Genomic DNA, 16,946 nt, shown 5'->3' on the forward strand with positions numbered 1-16,946 from the left:
TATCTAATAAATGGGGGACCTGATGAGTACGACAACACATGCGGGTGACGTCGCCGTCCGCAGCATCCTGCTGATGGCCGACGGGGAGCGGGCCGACTTCGACGAACTGATCCACCCGGACGCGGTCAACCGGGAGGGCCGGGTCGAGCCGCCGGCGTGCCGGGTCGGCGGACCGGCCGGGTACTACGCGACCGCGCTGTGGTTGCGGACGGCCTTCGAAGGGCTGGCGTACGACATCCATCAGGTTGTTGCCGATGGCAACCTGGTGGCGGTGCACGCGACGATGCGCGGGCGGCACGTCGCGCCGTTCGTGGTGTGGACGCCGGAGGGTGAGGTGGACACCGCGTTCCCGCCGACCGGCAAGGAGTTCGCGGTCACCCAGTCCCACTGGTTGCGCGTACTGGACGGGCAGATCGTCGATCACTGGGCGAACCGCGACGACCTCGGCCAGGCGCAGCAGCTCGGCTGGGTCCCGCCGACGCCGGCTTACCTGCTCCGAATGGCCCGAGCCAAGGCGCGCGCCAAGCGCGCGGCGATGTGAGGCCGGACCTGCGGCACTCACTATGTCCGCCTTGGCGGCAGAATCGGCGTGCGGCTGAGCGGGGAGGAGCGGCCGGCGCCGGCGATGGTGGGTGCTGCAGGTCCGCCTTGAGCCGTATGTGATCCACGGCGCGGCGGGGTGGCTGTGGATTGCGGTTCACTGCGGGGGTGGGATTTCGGGTCGAAGGTGGCCAGGTGGCCCGGCTCGTGATCGACCGGGCGGCGAAGCGGAACGCGTTGACGCGCGCGATGTGGGAGCAGCTGCCCGGCTTGCTCGCTGGGCTTGCGGCAGACGACGAGGTGAAGGTTCTCCTCGTGACGGGCGACGGGCCGAGCTTCTCGGCCGGTGCGGACATCCGCGAGCTGATCTCCGGCGACGACCCGGACGACCCGATGGCCGAGCTCCGAGCGTCGAACCTGCGGGCGCAGGAAGCGCTACGGGAGTTCCCCAAGCCGACGGTCGCGGTCGTCCGCGGGCACTGCATCGGTGGCGGCCTGGAGATCGCCGTGAACTGCGACTTCCGGTTCGCGGCCCGGGACGCGAGCTTCGGCGTGACGCCGGCGCGGATCGGCGTCGTCTACCCGCCGGCCGCGATCAAGGTGCTGCTCGACCTGGTCGGTCCGGCGACCACGAAGTACCTGCTGTTCAGCGGCGAACTGCTGACCGCCGCCGAGGCCGAGTCGAAGGGCCTGGTCGACCGCGTGGTCGACGACCCGATGGCCGCGGCCGAGGCGTTCGCGGAGACGCTGGTATCGCGGTCGCAGCTGACGATCCGGTCGGCCAAGGAGTCGGTGAACGCGTTGCTGAACGGCGCGGACGCGGACGCGGCAGCAGCACGCCGGTACCGCGAGACGATCGCGTCCGGCGAACTCGCCGAAGGAATCGAGGCCTTCACCCAGAAGCGGTCACCGAAGTTCGTCCGGCATCCCCGATGAAATGACGGTGCCGCGAAGCTCGACCCGGTCGCCGACCGCGGCCGACACCCGACCGGCCAGTGCCTGCGCGTGTTCGTCGTCGCGCGCGTCGACCAGGTAGAACCCGGCGAGCTGTTCCTTCGCCTCGCCGAACGGCCCGTCGGTCACCACCTGCTGACCGTCCCGAACCTGCACGATCCGGCCTTCCGCCGGTGGCCGCAGCCCTTCCGAGCTGACCAGTTCACCGGACTCGGCCAGCTCCTGCTCGAGCCGGATCAACCGCGCGAGGGCGGCATCGTCGTCCGCGGTCCACACCCGGTCGACGCTCCGAAAGATCATCACGACGTACTTCATGGCCTCAACGTAACGAGCCGGACGGACAGAAACCCCGCGCAAGCGCGGGGTTCTGCCGGCTTCTCGGTCAGTACCAGACTCTTCGCCCGCCGACCGCGCGGCCGGTGGCGCCGAGGATCCAGAACACAGCTCCGACCAGGAGCAGAATGATGCCGATCGTCCACAGGATCGATACGTTCAGCACGAACCCGAGGATCAACAGGATCAGGCCGAGGATCAGCATGGGACCTCCTTCAGCTGGGCCGCCTGGCGGCGACGACGGCCTTCCGGTGCCCACTCGCGGAGCCGTGAACCTCCAACGGGCGTTTGACCAGCAGGCAGCCGGTCAGGCCGATCACGATGAACGCCCACACGGTCGCGAAGGCGATCCGGTCGCCGTGCACCAGGTCCCCCGGCGTGGTTCCCCGCGTACTCGCGGTGGCGACGGCGGAGACCGCCGCGACGCCGACGGCACCGCCGATCTGGAAGCTGGCGTTCTGCAGACCGGACGCGACGCCCGCGTCCTCGCCCGCAACCTCGCTCAGCGACGCGATCGAGCCGGCGACCGAACCGGCGCCCAGTCCCACGCCGAAGATCGTCAGACCCCAGAACGCGAGCTCGAAGTACCCCGACGTCACCGTGAGCTGGGTCATCAGCGTCGTACCGGCTCCTGCGATCAACAGCGAGACGAAGGCGACCACGCGCGGTCCGACGCGGGTGACCAGGTGCTGTCCGATCATCGAGCCGCCCACCGCCGCTGCAGCGAGTACCGCGGACATGAGGCCGTAGCGAACCGCTGACGCACCAAGCGCGAGCTGTGCGTACTGCGTGTAGACGAAGTTGAGCCCGAACGCCGCCAAGCCCCAGCTGATCGTGATGAGGTTTCCGCCGACCAGTGCCCGCGAGCGGAAGAGCCGCAGCGGTACGAGCGGCGCGGCGGACCGCCGCTCCACAAGCACGAACAGCCCGAACAGGAGTCCTGACAGCAGCACCAGCAGAACGGTCCGGATCCACGAGGACTGAGGGGCTTCGATCACGGCGTACACCAGCACGATGAGCGCGGCCGTGACAGTCGCTGCACCGGCTACGTCGAAGCGGCGGCGGCCGGGTCCACGGCTGTCCAGTAGTAGTACTGGCGCCAGTACGACGACCAGTACGCACACCGGCACGTTGATGAAGAAGATCCACTGCCAGCCGAGTCCGTCCGTCACAGGTCCGCCGATGAGCGACCCTGCTGTACCGCCGACGCCGCTGGTTGCGCCCCAGATCCCCAGCGCCTTGTTGCGATCAGGACCGGACGGGAAGGTGGTCATCACGATCGACAACGCACTGGGAGCCAGCACGGCGGCTGCTGCACCCTGCAGACCGCGGGCGAGCACCAGGGCGTCACCACTCCACGCGAACCCGCACAGCAAGGAGGACCCCGCGAACAGCAGCAGCCCGGTCATGAACACACGGCGTCGTCCCAGCAGGTCGGAGATCCGCCCGCCGAGCAGCAGCAGGCCGCCGAACATGAGGGCGTACCCACTCGGCACCCACTGCACGCCGCCGGTCGAGAACGTCAGCTCCCGCTCGATCGACGGGATCGCGACCAGCACGATCGACGCGTCCAGGATGATCATGAACCCGGTCAGACACAGCAGCGCGAGCGCCAGCCAGCGCTTCGATTCGGTCACCATCAGCGATCTCCAGTACGGGCGGGACGCCCCGGCTGAGCGTCACTCACCGGAGACGTCGGTGCCGACCTGCTGTACTTCGACATACGGGAACTGTCGAAGTACGGCCGGTCTGCTTCGACGTACCTGTTGACTGGAGGTCACCGCGGCCTCCGCCGGGGACAGGATGGTGCCTGTGAAGTACATGCTGCTGATCTACAGCAACGCCGAGAGCTGGGAAGGCCTGTCCGCCGCGCAGCGCGAGGGCTTGGTGCATGCGCACGAGTCGATCTCCCAAGAGCTGACCGAACAGGGCCTGCTGGTCAGCGCGGCCGGTCTGGCTGACCCGATCACCACGCGGACCGTACGGGTCGTCGACGACACGGCCACCACGACGGACGGACCGTACGCGGAGGCGAAGGAGCACCTGGCCGGGTTCTACCTGGTCGAGTGCGACGACATCGACCAGGCGATCGGGTACGCGGCCCGGCTGCCGGACGCCGAGTACGTGGCCGTGGAGGTACGGCCGGTGATGGACATGTCTGGGTTGGAGATGTGACTACGTTCGACCTGCTGCTGCGTGAGCAGGCACCGCAGGTGCTGAGTGCGCTCGTCCGGCACTACGGCCACTTCGACCTGGCTGAGGAGGCGGTGCAGGAAGCGCTGCTCGCGGCCGCGCAGCAGTGGCCCGAGGAGGGCGTACCGGCCAACCCGCGGGGCTGGCTGATCCGGGTCGGCTCGCGGCGGCTCACCGACCTGCTCCGGAGCGAGTCGGCTCGCCGCCGGCGCGAGGAGAACGCCGCACAGCTCGCCGCCCCGGAGGAGTTCGTTGCCGCAGGCCCCGAGATCGACGACCCGGGCGGGCGCGACGACACACTGACCCTGCTGTTCCTCTGCTGTCATCCGGCACTGTCGCCGGCGTCGCAGATCGCGCTGACGCTGCGTGCGGTCGGCGGTCTCAGTACGGCGCAGATCGCGGCCGCGTTTCTGGTGCCGGAATCGACCATGGCGCAGCGGATCAGCCGGGCCAAGCGGAGCATCAAGCAGGCGGGCAGTACGTTCGAGCTGCCGCCCGAGGCGGAGCGGGACGAGCGGATGGGCGCCGTACTGCACGTGCTGTACCTGATCTTCAACGAGGGGTACACGGCGTCGTCCGGTACGTCGCTGCACAGCGCGGAGCTCACCACGGAAGCGATCCGGCTGGTACGTGGCGTACGGAAGCTGCTGCCCGACGACGGCGAGGTGGCCGGGCTGCTGGCGCTGATGCTGCTGACGGACGCCCGCCGGGCGGCCCGTACCGGTACGGACGGCGCACTGATCCCGCTGTCCGAGCAGGACCGTTCCAAGTGGGACAGGGCCGCCATCGTCGAGGGTGAGGCGCTGGTGAGCGATGCACTCACCCGGACACAACTCGGGCCGTACCAGGTGCAGGCGGCGATCGCAGCGGTGCACGACACGGCGGAGCGTGCGGAGGAGACGGACTGGCGGCAGATCGTGGCGCTGTACGACGTACTCGAGCAGTTGGTCGACAACCCGATGGTGAAGCTCAACCACGCGGTAGCGGTCGGCATGGCGATCGGTCCGAAGGAGGGCCTCGCCGTACTCGAGCCACTGGAGTCCGACGATCGCATGAACCACCGCCTCGAGGCTGTGCGCGCGCATCTGCTGGAGATGTCCGGTGACGTGGCTGCTGCGCGTGAGAGCTATCTGTTGGCGGCACGGCGTACTACGAGTGTTCCGGAGCGGCACTACTTGCAGTCGAAGGCCGACCGGCTGGCATGAGATGTTGGAGGGGTGGATCTCACCAGGGCCTCCCTCCTCCGGGAGATGTTGAGCGGCACCGAGCTGGGCAGCCGGACCACGCAGTTCGGCTACGCGCTGCGGCGGTTCACGACCAGACGCAGCGGGCTGATGCTGTTCGGCCCGGTCGACGACGAGCCCTGGCACCTGACCGCACACCTGGACGACGAGCTGCGCATGGCCGGCGTCGAGGACATGCGACCTTCACTGGTTCGCTGGGCACCACCGCCGGATGCTCCACCACACCTGGCGATCGGCCTGGACCGGCTGCGCGACGCGGGCCGTGGCGAGTCGTTGCTCGTGGTCGCCGAGGACGCGCCTACGGACACGCTGCTGGAGCGGATCAGCGACGTACGACGGCGAGGTACGACCATCTTCAGCATCGGGAACGGCGACAAGGAGCTGACGTCGCTCAGCCACGAGGCACTCGTACCCGAGCTGCTCGTACCGGACGGGTTCGGCTGGGCGACCCGTGAGATCGAGCAGACCACTGTGGTCGACGAGGGCTTCGAGACAGCCCAGCACCTGGTCAGCCTCGCCGCCGCCGACGACGAAGCCGGACAGTCCGGCTGGCGCCGCCGGCTGCGCAACGCGATCGAGCGCCTCAGCGGCGAACCGGGCTGACCTGGGGAGGATTTCGTCCCGAACCGGGTGGAAGATCCTCCCCAACCTAGAGGTACAGCGCGGCGAGGCGGGGCAGGTGGCTGGTGAGGTCGTCCTCGTCATCGAAGTCGATCTCCGCACCCGCCGGCAGGTCCGGGGTGTCCGGCGCGTCCGCGTCGACGGCCTTCCAGTACGCCGCCTCGTCGCCGGTCACGTTCTTGTACGCGTGACTGCCGACGTGCAGCATCCCTTCCCCGTCGAACCCCTCGAACCCCTCCGGCCGGTCCTCGTCCACCACGTCGGCGAGCGAGTCCGGGTCCGCCAGCGCGGCCTCCCAGACCTCTCGCCCCTGGGCCAGCAACCAGCCCCGGAACGAGTCGAACCCGTCCTCGGAGGCACCCGAGTTGATCAGGTACGCCGCCGCCCACAGGTCCCAGCGGTACGACTCGACCTGCAACCGCGCAAGCTCGGCCCCGAACCCCACGATCTCCTCGGTCCGAGCCGTCCCCAGCACCTTGGTCAGCGCGTCCGCAACCCCGTCCGGATCAGCCACGGTGTCATCCACCGAGGCCCGCGCATCCTCGACCAGACCCCAGAACCCGTCCTTGTCCACCCTCAAACCATCTCACCGGACCAGGGTCCAACGGGAGGGTCAACTACCAGACCTCGTCCAGTTGCTTTCGCTGGTCTGCGGTCAGCTCCAGGCCGGCGCCGGTGAGGGCTGTGGTCAGGTAGGTGTCGGTGCTGATGCCGACGATGGGGGTGACGGCTGGGGTGCCGCCCGTGAGCCAGGCCAGGACCACTGCGGAGCGTGTGGTGTTCAGCGAGGTTGCTACGTCGTTCAGGGCTTCAAGGCGGCGAGTGGTGCCGGGGTGGTCGAAGGCTGGGTCGATGGGGCGGTCTGCGCGGTTCTCGTACGCGCCTGACATCAGCGGGCTGTACGCGAACAGCTGCTGCTCCGGGTTGTTCTCGGCGTAGTCCAGGACCTCGTCGGTGATCCAGCCGAACCGGTGGTCGTGGCTGTGACCGCGGACGAACGGCCGCGGCTGCAGGTACGAGTAGCGGAGCTGCAGCGCGGTCGGGCCGACTACACCCTGCTGCTGCGCCAGGCCATGCATGCGCTCTGCCCTCCACAGTGCGTAGTTCGACAGGCCGATGCGACCGATGGTGCCGTTCGTGGCGTGCTTGCCGAACGCGGCGGCGGTCTCCTCCAGCGGAGTGGAACGGTCGTCGCGGTGTGCCCAGTACAGGTCGATGTGGTCGACACCCAGTCGTCGGAGCGAGGTCTCGAGGGCGGCGTCGATCGCCTTCGTACTCAGGCCCTCCGAGTGCTCCGGGTAGCTGCCGGGCCAGAGCGGCTCACAGCCGACCTTGGTGGCCAGCTTGATCCGGTCCCGTACACCGGGACGCTGCGCCAGCCACCGCCCGAGCAGCTCCTCACTCTGACCACCGTGTCCACTCGGGTCCTGCCAGAACGCGTAGCAGTTCGCGGTGTCGATCCACTCGCCGCCTGCGTCCACAAATGCGTCCAGCAACCGGAACGAGGTCTCCTCGTCGATCCGCGTCCCGTACTCCATCGCGCCCAGCGCAAGATTCACCATGAGCACGATCCAACAAGCTAGAGCTCTGTCTAGGTCAAGTCGGCGAACTCGCGCAGCACCGGCGCCAGCGTCGACGCCTCGGTCGAGTGGTTCTCGCCCGGGATCGCCCGAACCGTCGCCGTAGCCAGCATCGAGCCGACGGCCTGCGCCCCGGCGGACAGCGCCGGCCAGGTCTGGTCGCCGTACAGCACCAGCACCGGCACCTTGACGTCCGCCCAGCGGTCCGTGGGCAGCGGGTTGCCGGACATCGTGGTGCCCATGATGCGGCCGTCGTACGCGATCGTGTGCGCGATCTCCTCGAGCGGAGCCCAGTACGGCGACTGCTTCATCCCCGCCACCGCCTCGGCGGGCATTCCGGCGGCCGCGGTCATGAACAGCTCGGCCGCCTTGTCCCGGCGCCCTTCGGCGACGAACGCGTCGAGCTGCTCGACGTAGTCCGACGGCAGCGGCGGCCGTACGTCGTCGACGACGACCGGCGGCTCGAACAGCACCAGGCCCGCGATCGGCAACCCGGCCGCGGCCGCGTCCAGCGCCAGCAGGCAGCCCGACGACCAGCCGAACAGGATCGCCGGCTGGCCAGCGTCCTCGATCAGGGCGCCGAGGTCCTCGATCTCGCGCTGGATCGCGTACGGCGCGGTGTCGGTGCTCTCGCCCCGCCCGCGCCGGTCGTAGACGTAGGTCCGGAAGTCGTCGCTCAACAGCTCGCCGACCTGGGCGTTCGTCGGGTTCACCGCCCGGTGCGCGGTCGCGCCGTCGATCAGGATCAGCGGCCGGCCGTTGCCGTACGCGTCGAAGCCGATCGTGGTGCCGTCGGCCGAGGTCACGGTGCTCATGGTTCTTCTCCTCACAGGGGGTCGGCTGGAACTAGACCGTACAGTACTAGGCAGAGAACTGGACTGTCTAGTATGATTTTCGGCATGGAGCTGACAGAGGTCGAAGGACGGACGCCCCGCAAACGCCGCGCGATCCTGGCCGCGGCCACCGAGGCCTTCCTCCAGCACGGGTACCAGGGCGCGAGCATGGACGAGGTCGCCGCGAAGGCCGGCGTCTCCAAGCAGACCGTCTACAAACAGTTCGAGAACAAGGAACGCCTGTTCGCCGAGATCGTGCTCGGCACCAGCGACCAGCTGCTGGACGGCCTCTTCCAGGCGTACGTCGACACGCTCGAGGGGGCCGCGGACGCCCGCGAGGCGCTGCGCGCGCTGGCGCACCGCCTGCTCCAGAGCCTGACCGCGGACAGCGTCCTGCAGCTCCGGCGACTGGTGATCGCCGAGGCCGACCGCTTTCCCGAGGTATGCGGCGCGTGGTTCAACAGCGGCTTCGAGAAGTCGCTCGAGGCGCTCGGGCAGGCGCTGACCAGGCTGAGCGATCGCGGTCTGCTGCGGCAGCTGGACGATCCGACCCTGGCGGCGTACCACTTCGCAGGTCTGGTGATGTACAAGCCGATGAACCGCGCGATGTTCGCCGGCACCCGGCAGCGCGCCGACGGCACCGAGCTCACCAAGCTCGCCGACCAGGCGGCCGACGTCTTCCTGGCCGCGTACGGACTAGGTGGTCCCGCGCGTTGACGTACGGACGACCAGCTCCGGCGTGAACGTGACGCGCTGGTGCTCGTGGTCCGGGTTCGACGACTCGTCGAGCAGCAGTTCCGCGGCGGTCCGGCCGAGCAGCTGGCGCGGCTGACGGACCGACGTGAGCGGCACGGCGGCGGCCTCGGCGAACTCGATGTCGTCGTACCCGACGATCGCCAGGTCCTCCGGAACGCGCAGACCGAGGCTCACGCACTGCTGCAGCAATCCCAACGCCAGCAGATCGTTTGCGCAGAAGGCGGCCGTCGGCCGACGGTCCGCGGGCAGCCCCGCAAGTCGTTGCCCTGCGCCCCTGCCTTCGGCGACGGTCAGTGCGCCGGTGGTCAGTTCGATCAGGTCCGCGATCGGCTTCCCGGCGGTCCGCAGCGCGCGCCGGGCGCCGTCGCGCCGGTCGACGACCTGGCCGATCGTGTTCGGGCCGCCGACGTACGCGATCCGCTCGTGGCCGAGCTCGAGCAGATGCGCGATCGCGAGCTCACCGCCGAGGACGTCGTTCACCGCGACCGAGCAGTGCGTCGCGCTGTCGAGGGTGCGGTCGACGACGACCACCGGCGTACCGCGGGACGGGAGCTTGAGCAGGCGGGACGAGTTCTGGTCGATCGGCGTGATCAGGATGCCCTGGACGCGTTGCTGTTCGAGCAGGTCCAGGTACGCCGCCTCGCGGTCGGCGTCCTCGCTGCTCGTACACAGGAAGACCGACAGCCCGGCCGCCTGCGCCGCCTCCTCGACGCCCTTCGCGACGTCGGTGAAGAACGGGTTGCCGGCGTCGAGCATCAGGTACGCGAGGATCCGGCTCGAGCCGGCCCGGAGCTGGCGGGCGGATTCGTTGCGGACGAAGCCGAGCGAGGCCATCGCCGCCTCGACCTTCGCGCGGGTCAGCGGGCTGACCACCTCGGGCCGGTTCAGCACGTTCGAGACGGTGCCGAGGGAGACCCCGGCGGCCGCGGCCACCGCCTTGACGCCGGCCGCGTGCGGCTTAGGCGCACCGCGCCGCCGGGTGCGCTCGGGCAGGGCTTCCGCGTCGTCGACGGACACCAGACCTCCCTGCGCACTTGAAACGTGTTAGCTGCCGAAGAATACCCGGTTCCGGTCGGATCGCGGTTGCACCGTGCCGGAACCGGTCGTAAAAGCTGGGCAGGCTCTTGACTCCCACCCGTACGCCCGCTTAGCGTCAGGGCACGCTCTTGAAACCTTTCACAGACCGCCCAGAGCAGAGGTACCGCCGTGAACCGTTACTGCTTCTGCCTGCAGGTCCGGCCCGACCGGCTCGACGAGTACGTCGACCGGCACCGCGACGTCTGGCCCGACATGCAGGCCGCGCTGCGTGCGTCCGGGTGGCACAACTACTCGCTGTTCCTCCGCGACGACGGCCTGCTGATCGGGTACGTCGAGTCCGACGACCTGGAGGCGGCGCAGAAGGCGATGGCCGCCACCGAGGTGAACGCCCGGTGGCAGGCGCAGATGGCGGAGTTCTTCACCGGCATCGACGGCCGGCCACCCGACGAGGCGTTCCTGCTGCTGCCCGAGATCTTCCACCTGAAAGAGGTCTGACCCATGACACCCGATGCCGCGAAGGCCGCGCTGAGCCGCCAGGAGATCGAGCTGCCCTCGTGGGCGTTCGGGAACTCGGGCACCCGGTTCAAGGTCTTCACCCAGCCCGGCGTACCGCGCTCGCCGGAGGAGAAGATCGCCGACGCGGCCGTGGTGCACAAGTACACCGGTGTCGCGCCGAGCGTGGCGCTGCACATCCCGTGGGACAAGGTCGAGGACTACGCGGCGCTGTCTGCGTACGCGAAGGAGCAGGGCGTTCGGCTCGGCGCGATCAACAGCAACGTGTTCCAGGACGACGACTACAAGCTCGGCAGCGTGACGAACCCGGACCCCGCGGTACGGCGCAAGGCCACGGACCACCTGCTCGAGTGCGTCGACATCATGGACCAGACCGGGTCGCGGGACCTGAAGCTGTGGTTCTCCGACGGCACGAACTACCCGGGCCAGGACGACATCCAGGACCGCCAGGAGCGGCTCGCCGAGGCGTTGCGGGAGGTGTACGAGCGGCTCGGCGACGACCAGCGGATGCTGCTCGAGTACAAGCTGTTCGAGCCGGCCTTCTACACCACGGACGTGCCGGACTGGGGTACGTCGTACGCGCACTGTCTCGAACTGGGGCCGAAGGCAACGGTCTGCATCGACACCGGGCATCACGCGCCCGGGACGAACATCGAGTTCATCGTCGCGTTCCTGCTGCGCACCAAGAAGCTCGGCGCGTTCGACTTCAACAGCCGGTTCTACGCCGACGACGACCTGATGGTCGGCGCGGCCGATCCGTTCCAGCTGTTCCGGATCATGAACGAGATCGTCCGCGGCGACGCGCTCGACCCGGACGCCGGGATCGCCTTCATGCTCGACCAGTGCCACAACATCGAGGAGAAGATCCCCGCGATCATCCGCTCGGTGATGAACGTCCAGGAGGCCACCGCCAAGGCGCTGCTGGTCGACCGCGACGTACTGCGTACGGCCCAGCAGGAAGGCGACGTACTCGGTGCCAACGCGGCGCTGATGGACGCGTACAACACCGACGTACGCCCGCTGCTCGCCGAGCTGCGCGAGTCGCAGGGCCTGGACCGGGACCCGATCGCCGCCTACAAGCGCAGCGGGTACTTCGACCAGATCACCAAGGACCGTCAAGGCGGTCAGCAAGCCGGATGGGGAGCATAAGTGAGTGACACCGCGGCCGAACTCGTTGCGCGCAGCAACCGACTCGGTGCCGATCCGCGCAACACCAACTACGCCGGCGGCAACACGTCGGCCAAGGGTTCCGCGACCGATCCGGTGACGCAGCAGCCGGTCGAGCTGCTCTGGGTGAAGGGGTCGGGCGGCGACCTCGGAACCCTCACCGAGAAGGGGCTGGCGGTGCTCCGGCTCGACCGGTTGCACTCGCTGGTCGACGTCTACCCGGGCGTCGACCGTGAGGACGAGATGGTTGCCGCGTTCGACTACTGCCTGCACGGCAGGGGCGGCGCGGCACCGTCGATCGACACCGCGATGCACGGGCTGGTCGACGCCCCGCACGTCGACCACCTGCACCCGGACTCCGGGATCGCGCTGGCGACCGCGGCGGACGGCGAGAAACTGACGGCCGAGTGCTTCGGCGACCGGGTGGTCTGGGTGCCGTGGCGGCGGCCCGGGTTCCAGCTCGGGCTCGACATCGCGGCCGTCAAGCGCGACAACCCGCAGGCGATCGGCTGCATCCTCGGCGGCCACGGCATCACCGCGTGGGGCGCGACCTCGGAGGAGTGCGAGGCGAACGCCCTCGACATCATCCGCACCGCGGAACAGTTCCTCACCGACCGCGGCGTACCCGAGCCCTTCGGCGCCGTCGTCCACGAGCCACTCCCGGCAGACGAACGCCGAACCAAGGCAGCCGCACTCGCGCCTTTCATCCGTGGGCTGGCGTCAACAGACAATCCACAGGTCGGCCACTTCAACGACTCGGAGGCAGTACTCGAGTTCCTGTCGCGCGAGAAACTGCATTCGCTCGCCCAGTTGGGTACGTCCTGCCCGGACCACTTCCTCCGTACGAAGGTCCGGCCCCTCGTACTGGATTTGCCCCCGTCGGCGGCGGTGGACGAATGTGTTACCCGGTTGAAGGAGCTGCACACCCAGTACCGCGCGGACTACGAGGCGTACTACAACGCGTACGCCGAGGCGGACAGTCCGGCGATGCGGGGGGCTGATCCGGCGATCGTGCTTGTCCCCGGCGTGGGGATGTTCTCGTTCGGGAAGGACAAGCAGACCGCGCGGGTGGCGGGCGAGTTCTACGTGAACGCGATCAACGTGATGCGCGGCGCCGAGGCGGTGTCGTCGTACGCGCCGATCGACGAGCGGGAGAAGTTCCGGATCGAGTACTGGGCGCTCGAAGAGGCGAAGCTGCAGCGGATGCCTCGTCCGAAGCCGTTGGCCACGCGGGTGGCCTTCGTGACCGGCGGTGGTTCCGGGATCGGCAAGGCGATCGCGCAGCGGCTCGCGGCCGAGGGGGCGTGTGTCGTCGTCGCCGACCTGGACCAGGCGGCCGCCGAGGCCGCGGCGAAGGAGATCGGCTCCACCGACGTGGCCGTGGCGGTGGCCGCGGACGTGTCCTCCGCGGAAGCGGTCGAGGCCGCGTTGCGGGACGCCGTACTCGCCTTCGGTGGCGTCGACCTGATCGTCAACAACGCCGGCCTGTCGATCTCCAAGTCGTTGCTGGAGACAACCGAACGCGACTGGGACCTGCAGCACGACGTGATGGCGAAGGGCTCGTTCCTGGTGTCGCGTGCTGCCGCGAAGGTGCTGATCGACCAGGGGATGGGTGGCGACATCGTCTACATCTCCAGCAAGAACTCGGTGTTCGCCGGCCCGAACAACGTCGCGTACGGCGCGGCGAAGGCCGATCAGGCGCACCAGGTCCGGCTGCTCGCGGCCGAGCTCGGCGAGTACGGGATCCGCGTGAACGGCGTGAACCCGGACGGCGTCGTCCGCGGCTCCGGGATCTTCGCCGGCGGCTGGGGCGCGAAGCGGGCCGCGGTGTACGGCGTACCGGAAGAGGAGCTCGGTGCGTACTACGCGCAGCGGACGCTGCTCAAGCGCGAGGTGCTGCCGGAGAACGTCGCGGCCGCGGTGTTCGCGCTGACCGGCGGCGACCTCACGCACACGACCGGCCTGCACGTACCCGTCGACGCCGGCGTGGCCGCCGCGTTCCTGCGTTAGGAGCCACCTGGATGACCCAGCTGGAGCGGATCGCGCCTCGCCGCACCCGGATCGGCCTGGTGGCCGGGGGACTCGGTACGTACTGGCCGCAGTTCCCCGACCTGTTACCGCAACTGCAGGCGTCGGCCCGGCGGGTGTCCGAGCGGTTCTCGGCGCTCGACTGCGAGGTGGTCGACGTCGGGTTCATCTCCGATGCGCAGGAAGGTGCCGTCGCGGCCGAGAAGTTGCGGGCGGCCGACTGTGACCTGATCGTCGGGTTTCTCACGACGTACATGACCGCGTCGATGCTGGTACCGGTGGCGCAGCGCACCGGCGCTCCGGTACTGCTGCTGAACCTGCAGCCGACCGAGGCGATGGACCACGCCTCGTTCGACACCGGCGCGTGGCTGGCGTACTGCGGGGCGTGCCCGCTGCCCGAGATGGCGAACGCGTTCGAGCGGTGCGGCATCGACTTCCGCTCGGTGTCCGGCTACCTGGAGGACGAGCGGGCGTGGACGCGGATCGACCGGTGGATCCGGGCCGCCGGCGTACGAGCGGCGCTCCGGCACGGGCGGCACGGGCTGCTCGGGCACGTGTACCCGGGAATGATGGACGTGATCACCGACCCGACGCTGGTGTCGGCGCAGCTCGGCGGGCATGTCGAGGTGCTGGAGATCGATGATCTGCGGGTTCGGGTCGAGAAGGTGACCGACGCCGAGACGACCGAGCGGATGGAGCTGGCGCAGGAGATCTTCACGCTGGACGACTCGGTCAAGTCCGACGACTTCCGGTGGGGTGCGACGGTTTCGGTCGCGCTGGATCGGCTGGTCGAGGACTTTTCCCTTGATTCGTTGGCCTACTACCATCGCGGACTTGATGGTGAGACCCACGAACGGGTCGCGGCTGGGATGATCCTGGGTGCATCGTTGCTGACGGCAAGGGGTGTGCCGGCGGCGGGTGAGTACGAGTTGCGTACGTCGCTGGCGATGCTGGTGATGGACCGGCTCGGCGCGGGTGGGTCGTTCACCGAGTTGCAGGCGCTGAACTTCAACGACGACGTTGTCGAGATGGGGCACGACGGGCCGGCGCATCTCGCGATCTCGGCGCGGAAGCCCTTGCTGCGTGGGCTGGGTGTGTACCACGGCAAGCGTGGCTGGGGCGTTTCGGTCGAGTTCGACGTACAGCCTGGGCCGGTGACGGTGTGCGGGCTGGGGCAGCGGCGGGACGGTACGTTCAAGCTGATCGCGTCGGAGGGCACCGTCGTACCGGGGCCATTGCTGCAGATCGGGAACACGACGTCGCGCGTTGACTTCGGGTGCGATCCGGGCGAGTGGACCGACGCGTGGTCGGCGTCCGGGGTGGCGCATCACTGGGCGTTGGGGACCGGGCATCGCGCTGCCGACCTGGCTGCTGTGGCCGACCTGTTGGACCTCGACCTGACGGTGGTTTCCCCGTGAAGCGGGTCGCTGCGGTTGATCTCGGGGCCTCGAGTGGGCGGGTGATGCTCGGCGAGGTCGGTCCTGGCGTACTCCAACTGCGCGAACTGAACCGCTTCTGGAACGGTCCCGTCCGAGTCCACAGCACCCTCCACTGGGACATCCTGCACCTCTACCGCTCGGTCCTGGACGGCCTGCACCTGGCCGGCCCGCTCGACAGCATCGGAATAGATTCCTGGGCGGTCGACTACGGTCTGCTGGATCAGTCGGGTCGTCTGCTCGGCAATCCCGTGCACTACCGCGACTCGCGTACCGACGGAGTAATGGAACAGGTCCTAACGCAGGTGCCGGCTGCGGACCTGTACGCCATCACCGGCCTGCAACAACTCCCCTTCAACACCATCTACCAGCTGGTTGCCGATGGCATGGTGGGTGAGGCTGCGACGTTCCTCATGATCCCGGATCTGTTGGCGTACTGGCTGACGGGTGAGGTCGGGGTGGAGCGGACGAACGCATCTACTACGCAGCTTTATGACGTGTTGGCCCGGGACTGGAGTGACGAGCTGATCTCGCGGGTGGGTGCGCTCGGGGCGACTGGGCGTGCATCCCTCCCGCGGCGGCTGTTTCCCGCGCTTCGGGAGCCTGGGGACGTGATCGGGAACGTGCTGCCGGATGAGACTGGGTTGGCGCCGGGGATTCCTGTGGTTGCGGTGGGGTCGCACGACACGGCGTCTGCTGTGGTTGCGGTGCCTGCGAGGGGTGAGCGGTTTGCGTACATCTCGTCGGGGACCTGGTCCTTGGTGGGGCTCGAGCTCGACGCGCCGGTACTGACCGACGCAGCGCGAGCGGCGAACTTCACCAACGAAGGCGGCGTCGACGGACGGACCCGGTTGCTCCGTAACGTGATGGGCCTGTGGATCCTCCAGGAATGCCAACGGATCTGGGGCGACGACCTCGACGACCTGCTCCGCGCCGCCGCCGACGCCCCGCCGTTCGCCGTACTGATCGACCCCGACGCCCCCGAGTTCCTTGCCCCCGGCAACATGCCGGCGCGGATCGACGAACACTGCCGGGCGACCGGACAGGAACCACCACGCAGCCGCGGCGCCGCGGTGCGCTGCATCCTGGAGAGTCTCGCGCTGGCGTACCGCCGTACGCTCCGCACCGCGCAGACGATCGCCGCCCGGGACGTGGACGTACTGCACGTCATCGGCGGCGGTTCGCAGAACGAGCTGCTCTGCCGGCTGACCGCCGACGCGTGCGGCGTCCCGGTGCTCGCCGGGCCGGTCGAGGCGTCCGCGCTCGGCAACGTACTCGTCCAGGCCCGCGCGCTCGGCGAGCCCTTCCCGGACCTGGACGCGATGCGCGCCCTGGTCCGGTCCACCCATTCTCTGCGGCGCTACGACCCGCAGGGCAAACCGGCCGACTGGGACGCCGCCGAGTCCCGGGTCTTCGGAACAGGTGATCAAGCATGACCGTCCTCCCCCAGGAACTCCGACCGGTGCCACGCCGGGTGCCGCCGCGCGAGATCAGCCACGACGACCTGCAACTGCTCCGCCTGCTCGCCACCGGTCTGCCGGTCGACGGTGTCGCCCGGCGCTTGGACCTGTCCGAGCGCACCGTGCGGCGCCGTACCCGGCTGATCTGCGACCGCCTCGGCTTCAGCACCGCGATCGAAGCCATCGTCTGGGCCGCCCGCCGCGGCCTGGTCTGAGCGGCCGGACGTTAGGCGGCGACGACCCCGGGTAC

At 69.0% G+C, this 16,946-nt stretch carries 19 protein-coding genes; 12 read left to right on the top strand and 7 right to left on the bottom strand.

What is annotated here, in order from left to right; genetic code table 11:
* Positions 1-22: 22 nt before the first annotated feature.
* Together ACFYRU_RS12035 and ACFYRU_RS12040 are read left to right on the top strand one after the other, a co-directional pair.
* Complete coding sequence (locus tag ACFYRU_RS12035) at positions 23-541, top strand: ester cyclase (protein ID WP_387656495.1); 519 nt, start codon at positions 23-25, stop codon at positions 539-541.
* Positions 542-735: 194 nt separating this feature from the next.
* On the top strand, positions 736-1,476 hold the full coding sequence (locus ACFYRU_RS12040) for an enoyl-CoA hydratase/isomerase family protein (RefSeq protein WP_387656498.1): 741 nt from the start codon (positions 736-738) through the stop codon (positions 1,474-1,476).
* Here the strand turns inward: ACFYRU_RS12040 and ACFYRU_RS12045 are convergent.
* From ACFYRU_RS12045 to ACFYRU_RS12055, 3 genes are all read right to left on the bottom strand, one after another.
* Complete coding sequence (locus tag ACFYRU_RS12045; protein WP_387656501.1) at positions 1,447-1,809, bottom strand: YciI family protein; 363 nt, start codon at positions 1,807-1,809, stop codon at positions 1,447-1,449. The genes ACFYRU_RS12040 and ACFYRU_RS12045 overlap by 30 nt on opposite strands.
* A gap of 67 nt (positions 1,810-1,876) precedes the next feature.
* Positions 1,877-2,032 carry a hypothetical protein gene (locus ACFYRU_RS12050; protein WP_387656503.1) on the bottom strand — a complete coding sequence of 52 codons (156 nt, stop codon included), beginning with the start codon at positions 2,030-2,032 and terminating at the stop codon, positions 1,877-1,879.
* Between the two features lie 10 nt (positions 2,033-2,042).
* Complete coding sequence (locus ACFYRU_RS12055; protein ID WP_387656506.1) at positions 2,043-3,467, bottom strand: MFS transporter; 1,425 nt, start codon at positions 3,465-3,467, stop codon at positions 2,043-2,045.
* Positions 3,468-3,648: 181 nt separating this feature from the next.
* On the opposite strand from ACFYRU_RS12055, the gene ACFYRU_RS12060 reads away from it, so the two are divergent.
* Genes ACFYRU_RS12060 through ACFYRU_RS12070 form a run of 3 tightly spaced genes read left to right on the top strand, consistent with a single transcriptional unit; the run spans position 3,649 to position 5,867 of the window.
* Positions 3,649-4,002, top strand: a complete 354-nt coding sequence (locus ACFYRU_RS12060) for a YciI family protein (RefSeq protein WP_387658092.1) — start codon at positions 3,649-3,651, stop codon at positions 4,000-4,002.
* Positions 3,999-5,225 carry an RNA polymerase sigma factor gene (locus ACFYRU_RS12065; RefSeq protein WP_387656508.1) on the top strand — a complete coding sequence of 409 codons (1,227 nt, stop codon included), beginning with the start codon at positions 3,999-4,001 and terminating at the stop codon, positions 5,223-5,225. Before ACFYRU_RS12060 ends, ACFYRU_RS12065 begins: the two co-directional genes overlap by 4 nt.
* 12 nt (positions 5,226-5,237) lie before the next feature.
* Entirely contained in the window at positions 5,238-5,867 is a 630-nt protein-coding gene (locus ACFYRU_RS12070) for a hypothetical protein (RefSeq protein ID WP_387656511.1), read from the top strand.
* A gap of 46 nt (positions 5,868-5,913) precedes the next feature.
* Here the strand turns inward: ACFYRU_RS12070 and ACFYRU_RS12075 are convergent, their stop codons facing one another.
* The 3 genes from ACFYRU_RS12075 to ACFYRU_RS12085 are packed head-to-tail and all read right to left on the bottom strand — an operon-like array spanning position 5,914 to position 8,280.
* On the bottom strand, positions 5,914-6,459 hold the full coding sequence (locus ACFYRU_RS12075; RefSeq protein WP_387656514.1) for a DUF4240 domain-containing protein: 546 nt from the start codon (positions 6,457-6,459) through the stop codon (positions 5,914-5,916).
* Between the two features lie 43 nt (positions 6,460-6,502).
* Positions 6,503-7,447, bottom strand: coding sequence for an aldo/keto reductase (locus ACFYRU_RS12080; protein ID WP_387656517.1), 945 nt, complete (start codon positions 7,445-7,447; stop codon positions 6,503-6,505).
* Positions 7,448-7,476: 29 nt separating this feature from the next.
* Positions 7,477-8,280: an alpha/beta fold hydrolase gene (locus ACFYRU_RS12085; RefSeq protein WP_387656520.1), complete on the bottom strand. Its 804-nt coding sequence runs from the start codon at positions 8,278-8,280 to the stop codon at positions 7,477-7,479.
* Between the two features lie 84 nt (positions 8,281-8,364).
* Here ACFYRU_RS12085 and ACFYRU_RS12090 point away from each other — a divergent pair, with 84 nt between their 5' ends.
* Positions 8,365-9,015: a TetR/AcrR family transcriptional regulator C-terminal domain-containing protein gene (locus tag ACFYRU_RS12090; RefSeq protein WP_387656523.1), complete on the top strand. Its 651-nt coding sequence runs from the start codon at positions 8,365-8,367 to the stop codon at positions 9,013-9,015.
* Here the strand turns inward: ACFYRU_RS12090 and ACFYRU_RS12095 are convergent.
* On the bottom strand, positions 8,995-10,071 hold the full coding sequence (locus ACFYRU_RS12095) for a LacI family DNA-binding transcriptional regulator (RefSeq protein WP_387656526.1): 1,077 nt from the start codon (positions 10,069-10,071) through the stop codon (positions 8,995-8,997). The genes ACFYRU_RS12090 and ACFYRU_RS12095 overlap by 21 nt on opposite strands.
* A gap of 189 nt (positions 10,072-10,260) precedes the next feature.
* Between ACFYRU_RS12095 and ACFYRU_RS12100 the strand changes: the two genes are divergently transcribed.
* The 6 genes from ACFYRU_RS12100 to ACFYRU_RS12125 are packed head-to-tail and all read left to right on the top strand — an operon-like array spanning position 10,261 to position 16,911.
* Positions 10,261-10,587: an L-rhamnose mutarotase gene (locus ACFYRU_RS12100; RefSeq protein WP_387656529.1), complete on the top strand. Its 327-nt coding sequence runs from the start codon at positions 10,261-10,263 to the stop codon at positions 10,585-10,587.
* Positions 10,588-10,590: 3 nt separating this feature from the next.
* On the top strand, positions 10,591-11,754 hold the full coding sequence (gene rhaI, locus ACFYRU_RS12105) for an L-rhamnose isomerase (RefSeq protein WP_387656530.1): 1,164 nt from the start codon (positions 10,591-10,593) through the stop codon (positions 11,752-11,754).
* On the top strand, positions 11,755-13,782 hold the full coding sequence (locus tag ACFYRU_RS12110; RefSeq protein WP_387656533.1) for a bifunctional aldolase/short-chain dehydrogenase: 2,028 nt from the start codon (positions 11,755-11,757) through the stop codon (positions 13,780-13,782).
* A gap of 11 nt (positions 13,783-13,793) precedes the next feature.
* A complete protein-coding gene (locus ACFYRU_RS12115) occupies positions 13,794-15,218 on the top strand; it encodes an arabinose isomerase (protein WP_387656536.1) in 1,425 nt (474 codons plus the stop codon).
* Positions 15,215-16,672, top strand: a complete 1,458-nt coding sequence (locus ACFYRU_RS12120; protein ID WP_387656539.1) for a rhamnulokinase family protein — start codon at positions 15,215-15,217, stop codon at positions 16,670-16,672. The genes ACFYRU_RS12115 and ACFYRU_RS12120 overlap by 4 nt, the downstream gene beginning before the upstream one ends.
* Positions 16,669-16,911: a LuxR C-terminal-related transcriptional regulator gene (locus ACFYRU_RS12125; RefSeq protein WP_387656541.1), complete on the top strand. Its 243-nt coding sequence runs from the start codon at positions 16,669-16,671 to the stop codon at positions 16,909-16,911. The genes ACFYRU_RS12120 and ACFYRU_RS12125 overlap by 4 nt, the downstream gene beginning before the upstream one ends.
* Positions 16,912-16,946: the final 35 nt, after the last annotated feature.

Origin of the sequence: Kribbella sp. NPDC004536 (genome assembly GCF_042873835.1) — a bacterium.
Lineage (GTDB): Bacteria > Actinomycetota > Actinomycetes > Propionibacteriales > Kribbellaceae > Kribbella.